This is a genomic window from Streptococcus mitis SK564 (assembly GCF_000148525.1).
GTDB lineage: Bacteria > Bacillota > Bacilli > Lactobacillales > Streptococcaceae > Streptococcus > Streptococcus mitis_H.
The window spans coordinates 152,115-173,561 of record NZ_AEDU01000008.1 but is presented as its reverse complement, the minus strand read 5'-3'; the positions used below and the strand labels follow the sequence as shown (position 1 = coordinate 173,561).

Sequence of the window (21,447 nt, the reverse complement as noted above, 5' to 3'; positions counted from 1 at the left end):
TTGAGTTTTTGCTCAGCTTCTGGTAATTCTCGACGGAAGACATGGGATTCGAACCCACGCACGCTGTTACACGCCTACCGCGTTTCCAACACGGCCTCTTAAGCCTCTTGAGTAATCTTCCAATACTTACTCAAATAGTTTACCATAAAGGCTCTTATCTTGCAATAAAAATTCTGGAAATAAGAAAAATGATAGAAATTGGAAGAAAATGATAAAAATGCTTGACTTTGAAATAAAGTATGATAGAATGAATAGTGTAAACGATAACAGGAGGTGATTCAGTGTTAAAAACAGAGCGGAAACAACTGATTTTAGAGGAGTTAAATCAACATCATGTAGTTTCTCTAGAGAAATTAGTTAGTTTGCTAGAAACATCAGAATCAACGGTTCGAAGAGACTTGGATGAGTTGGAAGCAGAAAACAAGCTTCGTCGCGTGCATGGTGGAGCAGAATTGCCTCACTCCTTGCAGGAAGAAGAAACCATTCAAGAAAAATCTGTCAAAAACCTTCAAGAAAAGAAGTTGCTGGCTCAGAAGGCAGCCTCTCTCATCAAGGAACAAGATGTCATCTTTATCGATGCTGGAACAACAACTGCTTTTTTGATTCATGAATTGGTCAATAAGAATGTTACAGTCGTGACCAACTCGATTCACCATGCCGCTCAGTTGGTTGAAAAGCAGATTCCAACTGTCATGGTTGGAGGAAGTGTCAAGATGGCGACAGATGCTAGCATCGGGGGCGTTGCTCTTAACCAGATTAACCAATTGCACTTTGACCGTGCCTTTATCGGGATGAATGGTGTGGACGATGGCTATTATACGACTCCTGATATGGAGGAGGGAGCTGTTAAGCGAGCTATTTTAGAGAATGCCAAACAGACCTATGTTTTGGTGGATTCGTCTAAAATTGGACAAACTTGCTTTGCCAAGGTAGCACCACTCAAACGAGCTATTGTTATTACAAGTCAAGGGCATGAGCTCTTGCAGGCTATTAAGGAGAAAACGGAGGTAATAGAAGTATGATTTATACAGTCACACTCAATCCATCCATTGACTATATCGTGCGCTTGGACCAAGTTCAAGTCGGTAGTGTCAATCGTATGGACAGTGATGATAAGTTTGCTGGTGGGAAAGGAATCAATGTCAGTCGTGTCTTGAAACGCTTGGATATTCCAAATACAGCGACTGGATTTATCGGTGGCTTTACTGGTAAATTTATTACAGATACTTTGGCAGAGGAAGAAATCGAGACACGTTTTGTCCAAGTGGCAGAAGATACTCGTATCAATGTTAAGATTAAAGCGGACCAAGAAACAGAAATCAACGGAACGGGTCCAACTGTTGAACCGGCTCAGTTAGAAGAATTGAAAGCTATTTTGTCTAGTTTAACTGCAGATGATACAGTTGTCTTTGCGGGTTCAAGTGCTAAAAATCTAGGCAATGTCATCTATAAGGATTTGATTGCCTTGACACGCAAGACTGGTGCGCAAGTTGTTTGTGACTTTGAAGGACAGACCTTGATTGATAGTTTGGACTATCAGCCACTTTTGGTCAAACCAAACAATCATGAACTTGGAGCGATTTTTGGGGTTAAACTCGAAAGTTTAGATGAAATTGAGAAATACGCTCGTGAGTTACTGGCTAAAGGCGCTCAAAACGTCATTATCTCTATGGCTGGCGACGGTGCCCTTCTTGTCACATCTGAGGGAGCTTACTTTGCTAAACCAATCAAGGGAACTGTGAAAAATTCAGTTGGAGCTGGTGATTCTATGGTAGCTGGATTCACAGGTGAATTTGTCAAATCCAAAGACGCGGTAGAAGCCTTCAAATGGGGAGTGGCTTGTGGAACGGCAACCACCTTCTCAGATGACTTGGCAACAGCGGACTTTATTAAAGAAACATATGAAAAAGTTGAGGTAGAAAAAGATGAAAATTCAAGACCTATTGAGAAAAGATGTCATGTTGCTGGATTTGCAGGCGACTGAAAAAACAGCTGTCATTGAAGAAATGATTAAAAGCCTAACAGAACATGGTTATGTGACAGATTTTGAAACCTTTAAAGAAGGAATTTTGGCGCGTGAAGCTCTGACTTCTACAGGTTTGGGTGACGGAATCGCTATGCCTCACAGCAAAAACGCTGCTGTAAAAGAAGCGACAGTTCTCTTTGCCAAGTCAAATAAGGGTGTTGATTATGAGAGCTTGGATGGACAAGCAACTGACCTCTTCTTCATGATTGCGGCTCCAGAAGGTGCCAATGACACTCACTTGGCAGCCTTGGCAGAATTGTCTCAATACTTGATGAAAGACGGTTTTGCTGACAAACTTCGTCAAGTAACATCAGCTGACCAAGTCATTGAACTTTTTGACAAAGCTTCCGAAAAAACTGAAGAGCCTGTTCAAGCACCTGCTAATGACTCTGGTGACTTTATCGTGGCTGTTACAGCTTGTACGACAGGTATTGCCCACACTTACATGGCCCAAGAAGCTCTTCAAAAAGTGGCTTCTGAAATGGGTGTTGGAATTAAGGTCGAAACCAACGGTGCTAGCGGTGTTGGTAACCAATTGACAGCAGAAGATATCCGTAAAGCTAAAGCTGTTATCATCGCAGCAGACAAGGCAGTTGAAATGGATCGTTTCGATGGCAAACCATTGATCAATCGTCCAGTTGCTGACGGGATCCGTAAAACAGAAGAGTTGATTAACTTGGCTCTTTCAGGAGAAGCGGAAGTCTACCGTGCCGCTAATGGTGCAAAAGCTGCAACAGCAAGCAACGAAAAACAAAGCCTTGGTGGTGCCTTCTACAAACACTTGATGAGTGGTGTATCTCAAATGTTGCCATTCGTTATCGGTGGTGGTATCATGATTGCCCTTGCCTTCTTGATTGACGGTGCTTTGGGTGTTCCAAATGAAAATCTTGGCAATCTTGGTTCTTACCATGAGTTAGCCTCTATGTTCATGAAAATTGGTGGTGCAGCCTTTGGTTTGATGCTTCCAGTTTTTGCAGGTTATGTTGCCTACTCTATCGCTGAAAAACCAGGTTTGGTAGCAGGTTTCGTGGCTGGTGCTATTGCCAAAGAAGGGTTTGCCTTTGGTAAGATCCCTTATGCAGCAGGTGGTGAAGCAACTTCAACTCTTGCAGGTGTCTCATCTGGTTTCCTAGGTGCCCTTGTGGGTGGATTTATCGCAGGTGCTTTAGTTCTTGCTATCAAGAAATATGTCAAAGTTCCACGTTCACTTGAAGGTACTAAATCAATCCTTCTCTTGCCACTTCTTGGAACAATCTTGACTGGATTTGTCATGCTAGCTGTTAACATCCCAATGGCAGCAATCAACACTGCTATGAATGACTTCCTAGGCGGTCTTGGAGGAGGTTCAGCTGTCCTTCTTGGTATCGTCCTTGGTGGAATGATGGCTGTTGACATGGGTGGACCAGTTAACAAAGCGGCTTATGTCTTTGGTACAGGTACGCTTGCAGCTACTGTTTCTTCAGGTGGTTCTGTAGCCATGGCAGCAGTTATGGCTGGAGGAATGGTGCCACCACTTGCTATCTTTGTCGCAACTCTTCTTTTCAAAGATAAATTTACTAAGGAAGAACGCAACTCTGGTTTAACAAACATCATCATGGGCTTGTCATTTATCACTGAGGGAGCAATTCCATTTGGTGCCGCTGACCCAGCTCGTGCGATCCCAAGTTTCATCCTTGGTTCAGCAGTAGCAGGTGGCCTCGTTGGTCTTACTGGTATCAAACTCATGGCGCCACACGGAGGAATCTTCGTAATTGCCCTTACTTCAAATGCTCTCCTTTACCTCGTTTCTGTCTTAGTAGGAGCAATCGTAAGTGGTGTGGTCTATGGTTACCTACGCAAACCACAAGCATAAAACTTAGATAGAAAATGAAAAGATTGGACCGTTTGGTGCAGTCTTTTTCTCTTTCCGAAATGCCTGTGAAATATGGTATAATAGAAGAATGGCAAACAAGAATACAAGTAAAACAAGACGGAGACCGTCTAAAGCAGAACTCGAAAGAAAAGAAGCGATTCAACGAATGTTGATTTCCTTGGGAATCGCGCTTTTATTGATTTTCGCAGCCTTTAAATTAGGGGCTGCAGGTATCACTCTTTACAATTTAATTCGCTTGCTGGTGGGTAGCCTAGCCTATCTGGCAATATTTGGCATCCTGCTCTATCTCTTCTTTTTCAAGTGGATACGAAAACAGGAAGGACTCCTATCTGGATTTTTCACCATATTTACAGGTTTGCTCTTGATTTTTGAGGCCTACTTAGTTTGGAAATATGGCTTGGACAAGTCTGTTCTAAAGGGAACCATGGCTCAGGTTGTGACGGATTTGACTGGTTTTCGAACGACCAGTTTTGCTGGAGGGGGCTTGATTGGGGTCGCTCTTTATATGCCAACCGCCTTTCTTTTTTCAAATATCGGTACTTACTTTATTGGTTCTATCTTGATTTTAGCAGGCGCTCTCCTAATCAGTCCTTGGTCTGTTTATGATATTGCTGAATTCTTCAGTAGAGGATTTGCCAAATGGAGAGAAGGGCATGAGCATCGAAAAGAGGAACGCTTTGTCAAACAAGAAGAAAAAGCTCGCCAAAAGGCTGAGGAAGAGGCTAGATTAGAACAAGAAAAGACTGAAAAAGCCTTACTCGATTTGCCTCCTGTTGATATGGAAACGGGTGAAATTCTGACTGATGATGTTGTGATTGACGTTCCACCTATTCCAGAAGAAGAGTGTGTGGAACCAGAAATCATCCTACCTCAAACTGAACTGGAATTCCCTGAACAGGAAGACGGTTCTGATGATGAAGATGTTCAGGTCGATTTTTCAGCCAAGGAGGCTCTTGAATACAAACTTCCAAGCTTACAACTCTTTGCCCCTGATAAACCCAAAGACCAGTCTAAAGAGAAGAAAATCGTTCGTGAAAATATCAAAATCCTTGAAGAAACCTTTGCTAGTTTTGGTACCAAGGTAACGGTTGAACGGGCCGAAATTGGGCCATCAGTGACCAAGTATGAAGTCAAGCCAGCAGTAGGTGTAAGGGTCAACCGCATTTCCAATCTAGCAGATGACCTCGCTCTAGCCTTGGCAGCCAAGGATGTTCGAATTGAAGCACCAATTCCTGGGAAATCCTTAGTTGGAATCGAAGTACCCAACTCTGAGATTGCGACTGTATCCTTCCGAGAACTATGGGAACAATCTCAAACAAAAGCAGAAAATCTCTTGGAAATTCCTCTAGGAAAGGCGGTTAATGGCACTGCAAGAGCTTTTGACCTTTCCAAAATGCCCCACTTGCTCGTCGCAGGTTCAACGGGTTCAGGGAAGTCAGTAGCCGTTAACGGCATTATCGCTAGCATCCTCATGAAGGCGAGACCAGACCAGGTCAAGTTTATGATGGTGGACCCTAAGATGGTTGAGTTGTCTGTTTACAATGACATTCCTCATCTCTTGATTCCAGTTGTGACCAATCCACGCAAAGCCAGCAAGGCTCTGCAAAAGGTTGTGGATGAGATGGAAAATCGTTATGAACTCTTTGCCAAGGTGGGAGTTCGTAATATTGCAGGCTTTAATGCCAAGGTAGAAGAGTTTAATGCTCAGTCTGAGTACAAGCAGATTCCACTCCCCCTCATTGTCGTGATTGTGGATGAGTTGGCTGATCTCATGATGGTGGCCAGCAAGGAAGTGGAAGATGCCATCATCCGTCTTGGACAGAAGGCGCGTGCTGCAGGTATCCACATGATTCTTGCAACTCAGCGTCCATCCGTTGATGTCATTTCTGGTCTGATCAAGGCCAATGTCCCATCTCGAGTGGCTTTTGCGGTATCATCAGGTACAGACTCGCGCACCATCTTGGATGAAAATGGAGCTGAAAAACTGCTTGGTCGAGGCGACATGCTCTTTAAACCAATCGATGAAAATCATCCAGTTCGTCTCCAAGGTTCCTTTATCTCGGATGATGATGTTGAACGCATCGTAAACTTCATCAAGGATCAGGCTGATGCGGACTACGATGAGAGTTTTGATCCAGGTGAGGTTTCTGAAAATGAAGGAGAATTTTCAGATGGTGAATCTGGTGGTGATCCGCTCTTTGAAGAAGCCAAGGCTTTGGTAATCGAAACTCAGAAAGCCAGCGCATCTATGATTCAGCGTCGTTTGTCAGTTGGATTTAACCGTGCGACACGTCTCATGGAAGAGCTTGAGATGGCAGGTGTCATTGGTCCAGCTGAAGGTACCAAACCAAGAAAAGTTTTACAACAATAAATTTCTCTCTTATACGGAAATGTGAACCTGACGTGATTTGAAGAGATTTTTGAAGCGGATTATCTATGATGTATAATTAATTGAATCTAAAATAGTATGAAACGACTTTTAAAGTATGAAATTGATTTGAATTCCCTAATAAATTTGTTCACATTTTATTCAAATACTATATCAAGCTGAAACAGGTTTAGAATTTCTTTTAGGTATATGAAGACTCCCCTTATAGTTTCTAGTGAATATTTGTTTTTCACTAGAAACTATAAGGGGAGCTTTTGTACTCATGTATGAGATAGATTTCTCTTTTTTGTTTTATTAAAACTCAATGAAAATCAAAGAGCAAACTAGGAAGCTAGCCGCAGGCTGTACTTGAGTACGGTAAGGTGACGCTGACGTGGTTTGAATTTGATTTTCGAAGAGTATAAAACTGCATAGCTTACTTTTCAGCAGGAATCAGCTATTGTACTCGCTAGATGTTAGCTGACATCAATTCACTACTGTTTAAAATTTTGAGAGTTTTGCAGTTGTTGAGTTCAGTTTCTGTTTATTCACCAAAGAAAAATGGAGGGGCGAACCGTTTCAGATCTTCAAAGCAATGTTGGGCTGCCTCTACATCTTCACAGATGACAAGGCAGACATCATCACCACAGAGGGTAGCGATAGCATCAGGGAAACTCAAAGCATCAATGATAGAACCAAATGATTGAGCCAGTCCAGGAAGGGTTTTTAGTAGGACTTGGTGTTGAACTGGGCGCATCAAGACAAGGGCATCTTCCATGTAGAGTTCGAGGCGTTTTTCCCATTTTGAGATAGAGCCTGTATTTAGCACATAGTAAGAGTTATCTTCTTCTCGTACTTTTGAGAGGTTCATACTTTTAATATCTCTCGAAAGTGTCGCTTGTGTAACTTGAATATCATTATCGGCAAGAAGAGATTGTAACTCAGCTTGTGTGTGAATCTTATTTTTCGTTACAAGAGCTCGTATGAGTTGGTGTCGGTGTTCAGATTTATTCATAATAATTTAACTCCTTTTTTAGTGAGGTAGGATAAGTGTAGACTGTTCAAGATCAACAGTCAACTGGTAAGCGGTATTGTCACGTATGGTGATTTCAAAGTCAGTCGTATAGAGGACTAAACGAAGAGTATCTCCTTCTTTTAACTTGTAAATAGTTGGTTGCAGTTCAAATTGTACATCCATCCATTCATCTGCCTTAATATCCTCTACTAACAGTAAATCATTTCTATTCTGTAAATTGAGGTAACCTTTTGTCACGACTCGTTGTGCCTCTGGTCTAAATGGTAATTCACAGAGATTTTCCAACATGTGGTAGCGTCCATTATCAATGGTTCTAGCACTTAAAACAGCTGGATAAGGTTGTAGGTATTTCTTTTGTCCAAGTTCCAGTAGTTGAGCAGATAAGAGCCCCTTGTTTGTGCTGGATTTGATACGAAGATTGAGCTGAGCGCGACCGTTCAAGTGAAGGTCTTTGGTCACAGGAAGGTCAATAGTAATCTGATTGACTTTCCCTTGATAGAGTTCTGTATTGAAGGTTTGGTATGTCTTACCATAACGCTCAAAATCCTTATCTGGGTACTGGTTTTGAATAACTTGCTCTTCTTGACCAAGTGAGAAGGTTTCAAAGTTTTCTTGCCCACCGAAGTTATTAAGTGATAACCAAGTCTGAGGGGCTGTATTGTCCTGCCAGATAACAGTAGGAAGTTTGAAATCTGTATCTTGTCCCAGTAATTTCTTTGTCAACAAAGCATTCATGGACTCACGGAAGTCAATGGACTGCCAGTTGTTCATGTAAACATGGGCACCATTATGGAAAAAGAGATGCTTATTTATATGAGTAGGTAGAGCATGGAACATCTGGTAAACATGAAGTGGTTTGACATTCCAATCCTGAGAACCATGAGTAAAAACAACCTCAGCCTTTACTTTATGGGCATTGAGCAGATAATTGCGGTCATGCCAAAACTGATTGTAGTCGCCGGTCTTGCGATCCAGTTGTTCTTTTACCTTTTCTAAGTCAGCTTGGTGAGCTTCATTGCCACGGATATAGTCGCCAGCCAAGAGATTACGAGAATAGGTTAACTCAGCAAGGGAGTCAAAGTCCTCACCTGGATAGCCACCTGGGCTAGTTACCAGACCGTTTTCACGGTAGTAGTTGTACCATGAAGAAATGCCAGCCTCAGCAATGATAACCTCTAAACCATCGACTCCTGTAGTCGCAAGGCCGTTTGACATGGTACCTAGATAGGAAAGTCCTGTTGTAGCTACTTTTCCGTTTGACCAGTCAGCCTTGACTTGACGCTGGCGCGTGTGGTCAGTAAAGGCACGACAATGACCATTAAGCCAATCGATAACATTTTTATAAGCCTCGATTTGTTGGTAGTCCCCGTTAGTCATGAAACCTGTCGAGTCTTTGGTACCAACACCTGACACATAGAGATTAGCAAATCCTCGTGGAAGGAAGTAGTCGTTGAGATTATAGCTTGCGTTGATGTGCGTTAGCTTTTCCTCAGCTTCTGACACAAGCTCTGCTTGACCTTGAGCTTGGACGAGATTTAGTTGAGGTTCCTCTAGCTCAATCTTGTGAGCAGGCTTCACTTCAAGCTCGCCCTCCATCTTGTAGAGAGCCTTGTCGCTGGCTTTATCATTTGTTCCCTGATGATAAGGACTCGCTGTCATGATAGCAGGGATTTGCCCGTCATAACGAGGACGAATAATGCTGACCTTGACTAAGTTTGGTAGACCTTTTTGGTCAGTATCGACACGAGACTCAACGTAAACGACTTCTCGAATGACATCATGGCTAGAAAAAGTAGCCAAACTCTTGCCGTTAAAGTAGTGATAGTCATTATCCTCAGGAATAAGACCGTCACTGACAAGTTGGTCGATAAGAGTGTTCCCCTTTTTGGTGCGAGTATTGAGTAACTGATAGAGATTTTCAATCAAGTCACCATATACAATAGGAAATCCAGTCTCTTTACGAAAATCTTCACTATCTTCGAAGTCAACCAAATAAGAAAAGCCTAAAAGTTGAAAAGCAACAGTATAAAAAATATCTGCTGTCAGTTCATCTTCTGATTGAAAAAATGTTAGCAGGTCTGTTTTTTTATCAGCTGCTAGGATGGAAAGTGGATAGTTGGTGTCTTGATAAGTGAAAAAGAAACGACTTAGAAAAGACTCCAAGATCTTTTTATTTGTTGAATCAGATGGAAAATCAAATCCATACTTTTTTAATTCATATAAAATAGTATCTCTTGGAAGTGATAAATAGCTGAATTGATTAAAGCGCATAAAACCTCCTTGTAAAATAATAATTAAGGTTATTATATCAAAAAAATAGGAGAAAGGGAATTATTAAGTGAGAAAGAAATTAATTAAAGAATAATGAATATTATTTATATGAAAAACAGGTACAACTCTATAGTCTAAAACAAGTTATAATAATAAATAGATTAACTTGATGTGTCTTTCTATTTTAAAAGATATATTCACTTCTTGGGATAAAAAAGTAAAAAAATTACCGGATCATTTGATTCTTTAAATGTATTTTTGCTTTTTTCATTCAAAAAATTTTACTTTAAGGATAAAATAGAGATAGGAGTCATTGCTTTTGTATTTCTCTTTTTGAAAATGGTATAATATAGTGAGAAGGATAGAGGAGAAGTGTAAATTGATCGCACAACTAGATACAAAAACAGTCTATAGTTTTATGGAGAGCGTCATTTCGATCGAAAAGTATGTGAGAGTAGCTAAAGAATACGGCTACACTCATCTGGCTATGATGGATATTGATAATCTTTATGGTGCTTTTGACTTTCTAGAGGTTACAAAAAAATATGGCATTCATCCTTTATTAGGGCTTGAAATGAATGTGCTTGTGGATGCTCAGGAAGTGAATCTGCGCTTTTTAGCTCTATCTAGTGTGGGCTATCAGCAGTTGATGAAGCTTTCAACAGCCAAGATGCAGGGGGAGAAAAGTTGGTCAGTTTTATCTCAGTATCTGGAGGATATTGCGGTAATTGTGCCTTATTTTGATGGACTGGAGTTGTTAAATCTAGGCTGTGATTACTATATAGGGGTTTATCCAGAAACACTGGCCAGCGAATTTCATCATCCAATCTTGCCCCTTTATCGGGTCAATGCTTTTGAAAGCAGGGATAGAGAAGTTCTACAAGTATTAACAGCGATTAAAGAAAATCTATCACTCAGAGAAGTTCCTTTGCGTTCGAGACAAGATGTTTTTATATCAGCAAGTTCTTTAGAGAAATTATTCCAAGAACGTTTTCCGCAAGCCTTGGACAATTTAGAAAAGCTGATTTCAGGCATTTCTTATGATTTGGACACTAGTCTGAAACTGCCTCGTTTTAATCCGGCTAGACCAGCAGTAGAAGAGTTGAGAGAACGCGCTGAGCTTGGGCTTGCTCAGAAGGGGTTGACTAGTAAAGAATATCAAGACCGTCTAGACCAAGAATTGGCTGTTATTCATGATATGGGCTTTGATGATTATTTCTTGGTTGTCTGGGATTTGCTGCGTTTTGGACGTTCGAATGGCTATTATATGGGAATGGGGCGAGGTTCCGCAGTTGGTAGCTTGGTTTCCTATGCCTTGGACATCACAGGGATTGACCCAGTAGAGAAAAATCTGATTTTTGAACGTTTCCTCAATCGTGAACGCTATACCATGCCCGATATTGATATCGATATTCCTGATATTTATCGTCCAGATTTTATCAGGTATGTTGGCAATAAATATGGCAGTAAACATGCTGCTCAAATTGTTACTTTTTCAACCTTTGGAGCCAAGCAAGCTCTACGAGATGTATTGAAACGCTTTGGGGTGCCCGAGTATGAATTATCTGCAATTACCAAGAAAATCAGTTTTCGTGACAATCTCAAGTCGGCTTATGAGGGTAACCTCCAGTTTCGTCAGCAAATTAATAGTAAGTTAGAATACCAAAAAGCCTTTGAGATTGCTTGCAAGATAGAGGGCTATCCAAGACAAACCTCTGTCCATGCAGCTGGTGTTGTAATCAGTGACCAAGATTTGACCAACTACATCCCTCTGAAGCATGGTGATGAAATTCCACTGACTCAGTATGATGCTCATGGAGTCGAAGCAAGTGGACTTTTGAAGATGGACTTTCTGGGACTGCGAAATTTGACCTTTGTCCAGAAGATGCAAGAATTGCTTGCTAAAACAGAAGGTATTCACCTTAAAGTCGAAGAAATAGATTTGGAAGACAAAGAAACGTTGGCTTTATTTGCTTCTGGTAATACAAAAGGTATCTTTCAATTTGAGCAACCTGGTGCCATTCGCTTGCTCAAACGTGTTCAACCAGTCTGTTTTGAAGATGTCGTAGCGACTACTTCCCTAAATAGGCCAGGTGCTAGTGACTACATCAATAATTTTGTGGCAAGAAAACATGGGCAGGAAGAAGTGACTGTTCTGGATCCAGTACTGGAGGATATTTTGGCTCCAACTTATGGCATTATGCTCTATCAGGAGCAGGTTATGCAGGTTGCCCAGCGATTTGCTGGATTTAGTCTTGGGAAAGCCGATATTTTGCGCCGAGCTATGGGGAAAAAGGATGCCTCTGCTATGCATGAGATGAGGGCTTCCTTTATTCAAGGTTCATTAGAAGCTGGTCATACTGTGGAAAAAGCAGAGCAGGTCTTTGATGTCATGGAGAAGTTTGCAGGTTATGGTTTTAACAGGTCACACGCCTATGCCTACTCAGCCTTGGCCTTCCAGTTGGCCTATTTCAAAACGCATTATCCAGCCATTTTTTATCAGGTCATGTTGAATTCCGCCAACAGTGATTACTTAACAGATGCCTTAGAAGCAGGCTTTGAAGTAGCGCCTCTGTCCATCAACACCATTCCCTATCACGATAAAATTGCCAACAAGTCCATCTATCTAGGATTGAAATCGATTAAGGGAGTCAGTAATGATTTAGCTCTCTGGATTATTGAAAATAGACCCTATTCTAACATTGAAGATTTTATAGCTAAATTACCTGAGAATTTTCTGAAACTTCCTCTGCTAGAACCTTTGGTAAAAGTTGGTCTTTTCGATTCATTTGAAAAAAATCGTCAAAAAGTATTCAATAATTTAGTTAATCTATTTGAATTTGTAAAAGAGTTAGGAAGTTTGTTTGGAGATACTATTTATAGTTGGCAGGAATCGGAAGATTGGACGGAACAAGAAAAATTCTATATGGAACAAGAGCTTTTAGGGATAGGTGTCAGCAAACATCCCCTACAAGCTATTGCGAGTAAGGCTATTTATTCGATTACACCAATCGGAAATTTATCAGAAAATAGCTACGCTATTATTTTGGTTGAAGTTCAGAAAATAAAAGTAATTCGTACCAAAAAGGGTGAAAATATGGCTTTCTTACAGGTGGATGATAGTAAGAAAAAATTGGATGTCACTCTCTTTTCAGACTTATATCGTCAGGTTGGGCAGGAAATAAAAGAGGGAGCCTTCTACTATATAAAAGGAAAAATCCAGTCACGTGATGGCCGTCTGCAAATGATTGCACAAGAAATAAGAGAAGCAGTTGCTGAACGCTTTTGGATACAGGTAAAAAATCATGAATCGGATCAAGAAATTTCACGTATTTTAGAACAATTTAAAGGTCCAATCCCAGTCATCGTCAGGTATGAAGAGGAACAGAAAACAATCGTTTCCCCTCATCATTTTGTAGCTAAATCCAATGAATTAGAAGCGAAGTTGAATGAAATCGTTATGAAAACGATTTATCGCTAAAAATACGGAAAATAGAAGAATTTTAAAATCAAATGTGGTATAATCAATAAGAATGTTAAAAGAAAAAGGAGCATAACCAATATGAAACGTATTGCTGTTTTGACTAGTGGTGGAGACGCCCCTGGTATGAACGCTGCTATCCGCGCAGTTGTTCGTCAAGCAATTTCAGAAGGAATGGAAGTGTTTGGTATCTATGACGGATATGCTGGTATGGTTGCCGGTGAAATTCATCCCCTAGATGCAGCTTCAGTAGGAGACATCATTTCTCGTGGTGGTACTTTCCTTCACTCAGCTCGTTACCCAGAGTTCGCTCAACTTGAAGGGCAACTTAAAGGGATTGAGCAATTGAAAAAACACGGAATTGAAGGTGTAGTTGTTATCGGTGGTGACGGATCTTACCACGGCGCTATGCGTTTGACTGAACATGGCTTCCCAGCTATCGGTCTTCCAGGTACAATCGATAACGATATCGTTGGTACTGACTTTACAATCGGTTTTGACACAGCGGTTACAACTGCTATGGATGCTATCGATAAGATTCGTGATACATCATCAAGTCACCGTCGTACTTTTGTTATTGAAGTTATGGGACGTAACGCTGGTGATATCGCTCTTTGGGCTGGTATTGCAACTGGTGCTGATGAAATCATCATTCCTGAAGAAGGATTCAAGATTGAAGATATCGTAGAAAGCATTAAATGTGGTTATGAGTGTGGTAAAAAACACAATATCATCGTCTTGGCAGAAGGTGTGATGTCAGCAGCTGAATTTGGTAAAAAACTAAAAGAAGCTGGGGATACAAGCGACCTTCGTGTGACAGAACTTGGACATATTCAACGTGGTGGTTCTCCAACTGCGCGTGACCGTGTATTGGCGTCACGTATGGGTGCGCATGCTGTTAAACTTCTTAAAGAAGGTATCGGTGGTGTTGCGGTTGGTATCCGTAACGAAAAAATGGTTGAAAACCCAATTCTTGGTACTGCAGAAGAAGGAGCATTGTTTAGCCTTACTGCAGAAGGTAAGATTGTAGTTAACAACCCACACAAAGCCGACATTGAGCTATCTAGCTTGAATAAGAGCTTGTCATAATTTACAATTTAGTTAATAAGACCAAAAAGGTCATATATATAAAGGAGTCACAAAAATCATGAACAAACGTGTAAAAATCGTTGCAACTTTGGGTCCTGCGGTAGAAATCCGTGGTGGTAAAAAATTCGGTGAGGACGGATACTGGGGTGAAAAACTTGATGTTGAAGCTTCAGCTAAAAACATTGCTAAATTGATTGAAGCTGGTGCTAACACATTCCGTTTCAACTTCTCACACGGTGACCATCAAGAACAAGGTGAGCGTATGGCAACTGTTAAACTTGCTGAAAAACTTGCAGGTAAAAAAGTTGGTTTCCTTCTTGATACAAAAGGACCAGAAATCCGTACAGAATTGTTCGAAGGTGAAGCTAAAGAGTATTCATATAAAACTGGTGAGAAAATCCGTGTTGCAACTAAACAAGGAATCAAATCAACTCGTGAAGTGATTGCATTGAACGTTGCTGGTGCTCTTGATATCTATGATGATGTTGAAGTTGGTCGTCAAGTTTTGGTTGACGATGGTAAACTTGGTCTTCGTGTGGTTGCTAAAGATGATGCAACTCGTGAATTTGAAGTTGAAGTTGAAAACGATGGTATCATCGCTAAACAAAAAGGTGTGAACATTCCTAACACTAAAATTCCTTTCCCAGCTCTTGCTGAACGCGATAACGACGATATCCGTTTCGGTCTTGAACAAGGTATCAACTTCATCGCGATTTCATTCGTACGTACTGCAAAAGATGTGAACGAAGTTCGTGCAATCTGTGAAGAAACTGGAAACGGACATGTTCAATTGTTCGCTAAAATCGAAAACCAACAAGGTATCGATAACTTGGATGAAATCATCGAAGCTGCTGATGGTATCATGATCGCTCGTGGTGACATGGGTATCGAAGTACCATTCGAAATGGTTCCAGTTTACCAAAAAATGATCATCACTAAAGTCAATGCTGCAGGTAAAGTTGTTATCACTGCAACAAACATGCTTGAAACAATGACTGAAAAACCACGTGCAACTCGTTCAGAAGTATCAGACGTATTTAACGCTGTTATTGACGGAACTGACGCAACAATGCTTTCAGGTGAGTCTGCAAATGGTAAATACCCACTTGAGTCAGTAACTACAATGGCTACAATCGATAAGAACGCTCAAACTCTTCTTAACGAATACGGACGTTTGAACTCAGATTCATTCGAACGTAACTCTAAGACAGAAGTAATGGCTTCAGCTGTTAAAGATGCTACTAACTCAATGGACATTAAATTGGTTGTAACTCTTACTAAGACAGGTCACACTGCACGTTTGATCTCTAAATACCGTCCAAATGCTGACATCTTGGCATTGACATTCGACGAATTGACAGAACGTGGATTGATGTTGAACTGGGGTGTTATCCCAATGTTGACAGATGCTCCATCTTCAACTGACGATATGTTCGAAATTGCTGAACGTAAAGCAGTTGAAGCAGGTCTAGTAGAATCTGGTGACGATATCGTTATTGTTGCTGGTGTACCAGTTGGAGAAGCTGTTCGTACAAACACAATGCGTATCCGTACAGTACGTTAATTAATAGAAAAATAGCCTATCGTATCAAGCTGTCTAGCCTGTATGATGGGCTTTTTTGTATATGGGAAAAGTTTTCTACTTTTGATTTAATGTAACTGTAGCTAGAGAGTAAATCGTTGCTTGTTCCATACTTTTTGTGATGTGAGTATAAATCCGATTGGTAGTCTTTTTATCTTCATGCCCAAGCCATGATATGATAACTTTTAAAGGGATGTTGTTTTTTGAACGAAAATTTCATAAAATGTTTAGTTCTTATAGTGGATTGCAGCTAGAATAGTACGCCGTGGCTACTAAAACATTTCTAGAAATTAATTTGTTCATATCTTATTTCAATCTACTATAATACAGAAAAAAACAACTCCTTGATGATTCAAGGAGTTGTCTATAGTTAAATTAGTTTTTAGAAGCTTCTTGGAATTCTGGATTTTTCCATGCTTCGTCAATGATAGCTTGCAATTCTTTAGCAGATGCTTGCATTTTTTGAGTTTCTGCGTCGTTCAATGGGATATTTACTGGACGAACGATACCATGTGCACCAACAACAGCTGGTTGACCGATAAAGACGTTCTCAACTCCGTATTGACCTTCTTGGAATACTGAAAGTGGAAGTACTGCATTTTCGTCGTCAAGGATTGCTTTAGTGATACGAGCAAGGGCTACTGCGATACCGTAGTATGTTGCACCTTTTTTGTTGATGATTGTGTAGGCTGCATCACGAACACCTTCGAACAATTCAATCAATTCAGCTTCTTGAACATTTTGAGTGTCTTTAAGGAATTCTTCAAGGTTTACACCAGCGATGTTTGCGTGTGACCAAACAGCGAATTCAGAATCACCGTGTTCACCCATGATGTAAGCGTGAACTGAACGAGCATCTACATCCAATTTTTCAGCAAGTGCTTGACGGAAACGAGCTGAGTCAAGCGAAGTACCTGAACCGATAACGCGTTCTTTAGGGAAACCAGAGAATTTCCAAGTTGAGTAAGTCAAAACGTCAACTGGGTTAGCAGCAACAAGGAAGATACCTTTGAAACCGGATTCAACAACTTGAGTTACGATTGATTTGTTGATAGCAAGGTTTTTACCTACAAGGTCAAGACGAGTTTCACCTGGTTTTTGAGGCGCACCTGCAGTGATCACAACAAGGTCAGCGTCTGCACAGTCAGAGTATTGAGCTGCATAGATTTTTTTAGGTGAAGTGAAGGCAAGGGCGTGACTAAGGTCAAGCGCGTCACCAACAGCTTTTTCATGCAATTGTGGAATTTCGATAATTCCAAGCTCTTGTGCAATTCCTTGGTTAACAAGTGCAAAAGCGTAAGATGAACCTACAGCACCATCTCCGACAAGGATAACTTTTTTGTGTTGTTTAGTTGAAGTCATTGTTCTAAACATCTCCTTAATTTTATTCAGGGATTTCCCCAGTTATTTTAATTCTATCACTTTTAAAAAGCTTTGTCACGAATATGCCTTGGAGTTCTTGATGTAAACGTTTTAGCTAATTTGGATACCTGAAATATGGCGGACATTATGGTATAATATTATTAATTACTAATAGTGAAATGAGGCATTTATTAATGCAGGATAGAAATTTAGTGAATGTCAATCTGACAAAGGAGATGAAGACGAGCTTTATCGATTACGCCATGAGTGTTATCGTAGCGCGGGCTCTTCCTGATGTTCGAGATGGCTTGAAACCTGTTCACCGTCGGATTCTCTATGGAATGAATGAATTGGGTGTGACTCCAGACAAACCCCATAAAAAATCTGCTCGTATTACAGGGGACGTCATGGGTAAATACCACCCACACGGGGATTCCTCTATCTATGAAGCAATGGTCCGCATGGCTCAATGGTGGAGTTACCGTTACATGCTTGTAGATGGGCATGGAAACTTTGGTTCCATGGATGGAGATGGTGCTGCCGCCCAGCGTTATACTGAGGCACGCATGAGCAAGATTGCTCTGGAGATGCTTCGTGATATTAACAAAAATACGGTTGATTTCGTTGATAACTATGATGCTAATGAACGCGAACCCTTGGTCTTGCCAGCTCGTTTTCCAAATCTTTTAGTTAATGGAGCAACTGGTATTGCTGTTGGGATGGCTACCAACATTCCTCCTCATAACTTGGGTGAAACCATTGATGCAGTGAAGTTGGTCATGGACAATCCTGAAGTGACTACCAAGGACTTGATGGAAGTCTTGCCTGGTCCAGATTTTCCAACAGGTGCCCTTGTCATGGGGAAATCAGGCATTCATAAGGCTTATGAAACAGGTAAAGGTTCTATTGTCCTTCGTTCTCGTACTGAAATTGAAGAAACTAAGACTGGCCGTGAGCGCATCGTTGTAACGGAATTTCCATACATGGTCAATAAAACCAAGGTACATGAGCATATTGTTCGTTTGGTTCAGGAAAAACGTATTGAGGGCATCACAGCAGTTCGTGATGAATCAAACCGTGAAGGTGTTCGATTTGTTATCGAAGTTAAGCGCGATGCCTCAGCCAATGTTATCCTCAATAACCTCTTCAAGATGACCCAGATGCAAACCAACTTTGGTTTCAATATGCTTGCTATCCAAAATGGTGTACCGAAGATTTTGTCCCTTCGTCAGATTTTGGATGCTTATATCGAACACCAAAAAGAAGTGGTTGTTCGTCGGACACGTTTTGATAAGGAAAAAGCGGAAGCGCGTGCGCATATCTTAGAAGGTCTCTTGATTGCGCTAGACCATATCGACGAAGTGATTCGTATCATCCGTGCTAGTGAAACAGATGCAGAAGCACAAGCTGAGTTGATGAGTAAGTTTAAGCTTTCTGAACGTCAAAGTCAGGCTATTTTAGATATGCGTCTTCGTCGTTTGACAGGTTTGGAACGCGATAAGATTCAGTCAGAGTATGATGACCTCTTGGCTCTGATTGCGGATTTAGCAGATATTCTTGCTAAACCAGAACGTGTTTCTCAAATCATCAAAGAAGAATTGGATGAAGTTAAGCGTAAGTTTGGCGACCAACGTCGTACAGAGTTGATGGTCGGTGAAGTATTGAGTCTTGAAGATGAGGATTTGATTGAAGAATCGGATGTTTTAATTACGCTTTCTAATAAGGGATACATCAAACGTTTGGACCAAGCTGAATTTACTGCTCAAAAACGTGGTGGCCGCGGTGTTCAAGGGACAGGCGTTAAGGATGACGATTTTGTTCGTGAGTTAGTGTCAACTAGCACCCATGATCACCTGCTCTTCTTTACAAATAAAGGACGTGTCTATCGCCTGAAAGGTTATGAAATTCCTGAGTATGGTCGGACGGCCAAAGGTCTACCAGTAGTTAATCTCTTGAAATTGGATGAAGGTGAAAGTATTCAGACGATTATCAATGTTGAGTCTGAACGCAGTGATGATGCTTACCTCTTCTTCACAACCCGTCATGGTATTGTGAAGAGAACCAGCGTCAAGGAATTTGCTAACATTCGTCAAAATGGTCTCAAAGCACTGAATCTAAAGGATGAAGATGAGCTAATTAATGTCTTGTTGACGGAAGAAGATACGGATATTATTATTGGTACCAAGTTTGGTTATGCAGTTCGCTTTAATCAATCAGCCGTTCGCGGCATGAGTCGTATCGCCACAGGTGTGAAAGGTGTGAATCTCCGTGAGGGAGACACAGTGGTTGGTGCTAGTGTGATTACAGATCAAGACGAGGTTCTTATCATCACAGAAAAAGGATATGGTAAGCGTACAGTCGCGACTGAATATCCAACAAAAGGTCGTGGTGGTAAAGGGATGAAGACGGCTAATGTGGCTGAAAAAAATGGTCCTCTATCAGGTCTCTTGACTGTGAAAGGTGATGAAGACTTGATGATTATCACTGATACAGGTGTCATGATTCGAACCAATGTTGCCAATATTTCACAAACAGGACGCTCAACTATGGGAGTTAAAGTAATGCGTCTGGATCAAGATGCTAAAATTGTGACCTTTACAACGGTTGCAGCGGCAGAAAAAGAAGAAGTTGGGACAGAAAACAAAACAGAAGGTGAAGCATAATGTCTCAAAAAAATAATAAAAAGAAAAACAAACGAAAAAATCTACTGACAAATATCCTAGCAGGATTTCTGATACTACTATCAATTGCTTTGATTTTTAATGCTAAAATTCGTGATATTTTCATAGTTTGGAATACCAATAAGTACCAAGTTAGTCAGGTATCAAAAGAAAAAATAGAAGAAAATCAGGATACAGAAGGAAATTTTGATTTTGATTCTGTCAATGCGATCTCTTCTGAAGCGGTTCTAGCTTCTCAATGGGATGCTCAAAAATTACCAGTTATCGGCGGAATTGCAGTTCCTGAATTAGAAATGAATCTGCCAATTTTTAAAGGGCTTGATAATGTCAATCTCTTCTATGGTGCTGGTACCATGAAACGCGATCAAGTGATGGGGAAAGGAAATTATAGTCTAGCTAGTCATCATATTTTTGGTGTCAATAATGCTAATAAAATGTTATTTTCTCCTTTGGATAACGCTAAAAATGGTATGAAGATTTATCTAACCGATAAAAATAAAGTTTATACTTATGAAATACGTGAAGTCAAACGTGTTACACCGGATCGTGTTGATGAAGTTGATGATAGAGATGGGGTAAATGAGATTACATTAGTAACCTGTGAAGACCTTGCTGCTACAGAACGTATTATTGTAAAAGGCGATTTGAAAGAAACAAAAGAATATTCACAAACATCTGATGAAATCCTAACAGCTTTCAATCAACCATATAAACAATTTTATTAATACAAATCAGTGAAATCCTGGATTTCACTGATTTTTTAAGATTTTCATAAAAATAAACTTTTATGAAATACAGAAAACGCTTCCTTGATTTTAAAGTTTGTGATATAATTATCAGGTAAAAAATTTTTAGGAGTTTATTATGGTTTCTTCAGAATTTATCTCAAAGATTGAATTTGCTTGCAAGAAGAAAGAAAGTCTTTATAGTCAAAGCAAATTTAAGTATGCGATTCGTTCTATGTTCGCAGGTGCATTCTTAACTTTCAGTACAGCTGCAGGTGCAGTTGGGGCTGACTTGATTAATAAAATTGCACCAGGTAGTGGACGCTTCCTCTTCCCCTTTGTCTTTGCTTGGGGTTTGGCCTACATTGTTTTCTTGAATGCCGAGTTGGTAACATCAAACATGATGTTCTTGACTGCTGGTAGTTTCTTGAAAAAAATCTCTTGGAGAAAAACAGCTGAGATTTTACTTTACTGTACCTTGTTCAACCTTATCGGGGCCTTGATAGCAGGTTGGGGCTTTGCCCACTCAGCAGCTTATGCAAATCTGACTCACGATAGTTTCATCTCTGGGGTTGTAGAGATGAAGTTAGGCCGTTCAAATGAATTAATCTTGCTTGAGGCGATTTTGGCAAATATTTTCGTAAATATTGCGATTCTTTCATTTGTTTTGGTCAAAGATGGTGGTGCCAAACTTTGGCTTGTGTTATCAGCAATTTACATGTTTGTATTCTTAACAAACGAGCACATTGCGGCGAACTTTGCTTCTTTCGCTATTGTGAAATTCAGTGTTGCTGCTGACTCAATTGCCAACTTCGGTGTTGGAAATATGCTTCGCCACTGGGGTGTAACCTTCATTGGAAACTTGATTGGCGGTGGTCTCTTGATGGGGCTTCCATATGCCTTCCTCAATAAAAACGAAGATACTTATGTAGATTAAGAAACTGAGCACGATT

13 protein-coding genes and 1 tRNA gene are annotated in these 21,447 nt (G+C 40.5%); 10 read left to right on the top strand and 4 right to left on the bottom strand.

All coding sequences use genetic code 11. From position 1 onward, the window contains the following. Nucleotides 1-33: 33 nt before the first annotated feature. Nucleotides 34-121 (bottom strand) — tRNA-Ser (locus SMSK564_RS0102190). A 160-nt stretch (nt 122-281) separates the two neighbouring features. On the opposite strand from SMSK564_RS0102190, the gene SMSK564_RS06290 reads away from it, so the two are divergent. The 4 genes from SMSK564_RS06290 to SMSK564_RS06275 all read left to right on the top strand — a co-directional run bounded on the left by SMSK564_RS06290 (nt 282) and on the right by SMSK564_RS06275 (nt 6,270). After that, complete coding sequence (locus tag SMSK564_RS06290; protein ID WP_000920654.1) at nt 282-1,022, top strand: DeoR/GlpR family DNA-binding transcription regulator; 741 nt, start codon at nt 282-284, stop codon at nt 1,020-1,022. Continuing rightward, the gene (gene pfkB, locus SMSK564_RS06285; protein ID WP_000640803.1) at nt 1,019-1,984 is read left to right on the top strand and encodes a 1-phosphofructokinase; all 966 of its coding nucleotides are present in this window, start codon (nt 1,019-1,021) and stop codon (nt 1,982-1,984) included. The genes SMSK564_RS06290 and pfkB overlap by 4 nt, the downstream gene beginning before the upstream one ends. Next, entirely contained in the window at nt 1,926-3,878 is a 1,953-nt protein-coding gene (locus tag SMSK564_RS06280) for a fructose-specific PTS transporter subunit EIIC (protein ID WP_000701461.1), read from the top strand. The genes pfkB and SMSK564_RS06280 overlap by 59 nt, the downstream gene beginning before the upstream one ends. A gap of 88 nt (nt 3,879-3,966) precedes the next feature. Next, on the top strand, nt 3,967-6,270 hold the full coding sequence (locus SMSK564_RS06275) for a DNA translocase FtsK (RefSeq protein ID WP_080554121.1): 2,304 nt from the start codon (nt 3,967-3,969) through the stop codon (nt 6,268-6,270). A gap of 541 nt (nt 6,271-6,811) precedes the next feature. Here the strand turns inward: SMSK564_RS06275 and SMSK564_RS06270 are convergent. Next, nucleotides 6,812-7,282 (bottom strand): arginine repressor, encoded by a 471-nt coding sequence (locus tag SMSK564_RS06270; protein ID WP_001043031.1) that lies wholly within the window; start codon nt 7,280-7,282, stop codon nt 6,812-6,814. A gap of 18 nt (nt 7,283-7,300) precedes the next feature. Next, nucleotides 7,301-9,574: a Xaa-Pro dipeptidyl-peptidase gene (locus SMSK564_RS06265; protein ID WP_001212008.1), complete on the bottom strand. Its 2,274-nt coding sequence runs from the start codon at nt 9,572-9,574 to the stop codon at nt 7,301-7,303. A gap of 379 nt (nt 9,575-9,953) precedes the next feature. Here SMSK564_RS06265 and SMSK564_RS06260 point away from each other — a divergent pair, with 379 nt between their 5' ends. From SMSK564_RS06260 to pyk, 3 genes are all read left to right on the top strand, one after another. Then, nucleotides 9,954-13,055 carry a DNA polymerase III subunit alpha gene (locus SMSK564_RS06260; protein WP_000561550.1) on the top strand — a complete coding sequence of 1,034 codons (3,102 nt, stop codon included), beginning with the start codon at nt 9,954-9,956 and terminating at the stop codon, nt 13,053-13,055. A gap of 81 nt (nt 13,056-13,136) precedes the next feature. Further along, nucleotides 13,137-14,144 carry a 6-phosphofructokinase gene (gene pfkA / locus SMSK564_RS06255; protein ID WP_000820862.1) on the top strand — a complete coding sequence of 336 codons (1,008 nt, stop codon included), beginning with the start codon at nt 13,137-13,139 and terminating at the stop codon, nt 14,142-14,144. A 58-nt stretch (nt 14,145-14,202) separates the two neighbouring features. Beyond that, nucleotides 14,203-15,708, top strand: coding sequence for a pyruvate kinase (gene pyk / locus SMSK564_RS06250; protein WP_001042818.1), 1,506 nt, complete (start codon nt 14,203-14,205; stop codon nt 15,706-15,708). A 393-nt stretch (nt 15,709-16,101) separates the two neighbouring features. On the opposite strand, the gene SMSK564_RS06245 is transcribed toward pyk, so the two are convergent. Next, nucleotides 16,102-17,088 (bottom strand): L-lactate dehydrogenase, encoded by a 987-nt coding sequence (locus SMSK564_RS06245; protein WP_000204727.1) that lies wholly within the window; start codon nt 17,086-17,088, stop codon nt 16,102-16,104. Nucleotides 17,089-17,282: 194 nt separating this feature from the next. Between SMSK564_RS06245 and gyrA the strand changes: the two genes are divergently transcribed. The 3 genes from gyrA to SMSK564_RS06235 all read left to right on the top strand — a co-directional run bounded on the left by gyrA (nt 17,283) and on the right by SMSK564_RS06235 (nt 21,431). Beyond that, nucleotides 17,283-19,751, top strand: a complete 2,469-nt coding sequence (gene gyrA / locus SMSK564_RS06240) for a DNA gyrase subunit A (protein ID WP_001154040.1) — start codon at nt 17,283-17,285, stop codon at nt 19,749-19,751. Then, nucleotides 19,751-20,494: a sortase SrtA gene (gene srtA / locus SMSK564_RS0102185; protein WP_000078842.1), complete on the top strand. Its 744-nt coding sequence runs from the start codon at nt 19,751-19,753 to the stop codon at nt 20,492-20,494. Before gyrA ends, srtA begins: the two co-directional genes overlap by 1 nt. Nucleotides 20,495-20,633: 139 nt before the next feature. Then, nucleotides 20,634-21,431 (top strand): formate/nitrite transporter family protein, encoded by a 798-nt coding sequence (locus tag SMSK564_RS06235; RefSeq protein ID WP_000254782.1) that lies wholly within the window; start codon nt 20,634-20,636, stop codon nt 21,429-21,431. Nucleotides 21,432-21,447: the final 16 nt, after the last annotated feature.

What these genes read in the sequence shown, in the direction of transcription:
- pfkB (WP_000640803.1), top strand. Translation starts at nt 1,019, where the DNA reads ATGATTTATACAGTCACACTCAATCCATCCATTGACTATATCGTGCGC.
- SMSK564_RS06265 (WP_001212008.1), bottom strand. Translation starts at nt 9,574, where the DNA reads ATGCGCTTTAATCAATTCAGCTATTTATCACTTCCAAGAGATACTATT.
- pyk (WP_001042818.1), top strand. Translation starts at nt 14,203, where the DNA reads ATGAACAAACGTGTAAAAATCGTTGCAACTTTGGGTCCTGCGGTAGAA.
- SMSK564_RS06270 (WP_001043031.1), bottom strand. Translation starts at nt 7,282, where the DNA reads ATGAATAAATCTGAACACCGACACCAACTCATACGAGCTCTTGTAACG.
- SMSK564_RS06235 (WP_000254782.1), top strand. Translation starts at nt 20,634, where the DNA reads ATGGTTTCTTCAGAATTTATCTCAAAGATTGAATTTGCTTGCAAGAAG.
- srtA (WP_000078842.1), top strand. Translation starts at nt 19,751, where the DNA reads ATGTCTCAAAAAAATAATAAAAAGAAAAACAAACGAAAAAATCTACTG.
- SMSK564_RS06280 (WP_000701461.1), top strand. Translation starts at nt 1,926, where the DNA reads ATGAAAATTCAAGACCTATTGAGAAAAGATGTCATGTTGCTGGATTTG.
- SMSK564_RS06245 (WP_000204727.1), bottom strand. Translation starts at nt 17,088, where the DNA reads ATGACTTCAACTAAACAACACAAAAAAGTTATCCTTGTCGGAGATGGT.
- pfkA (WP_000820862.1), top strand. Translation starts at nt 13,137, where the DNA reads ATGAAACGTATTGCTGTTTTGACTAGTGGTGGAGACGCCCCTGGTATG.
- SMSK564_RS06275 (WP_080554121.1), top strand. Translation starts at nt 3,967, where the DNA reads ATGGCAAACAAGAATACAAGTAAAACAAGACGGAGACCGTCTAAAGCA.
- gyrA (WP_001154040.1), top strand. Translation starts at nt 17,283, where the DNA reads ATGCAGGATAGAAATTTAGTGAATGTCAATCTGACAAAGGAGATGAAG.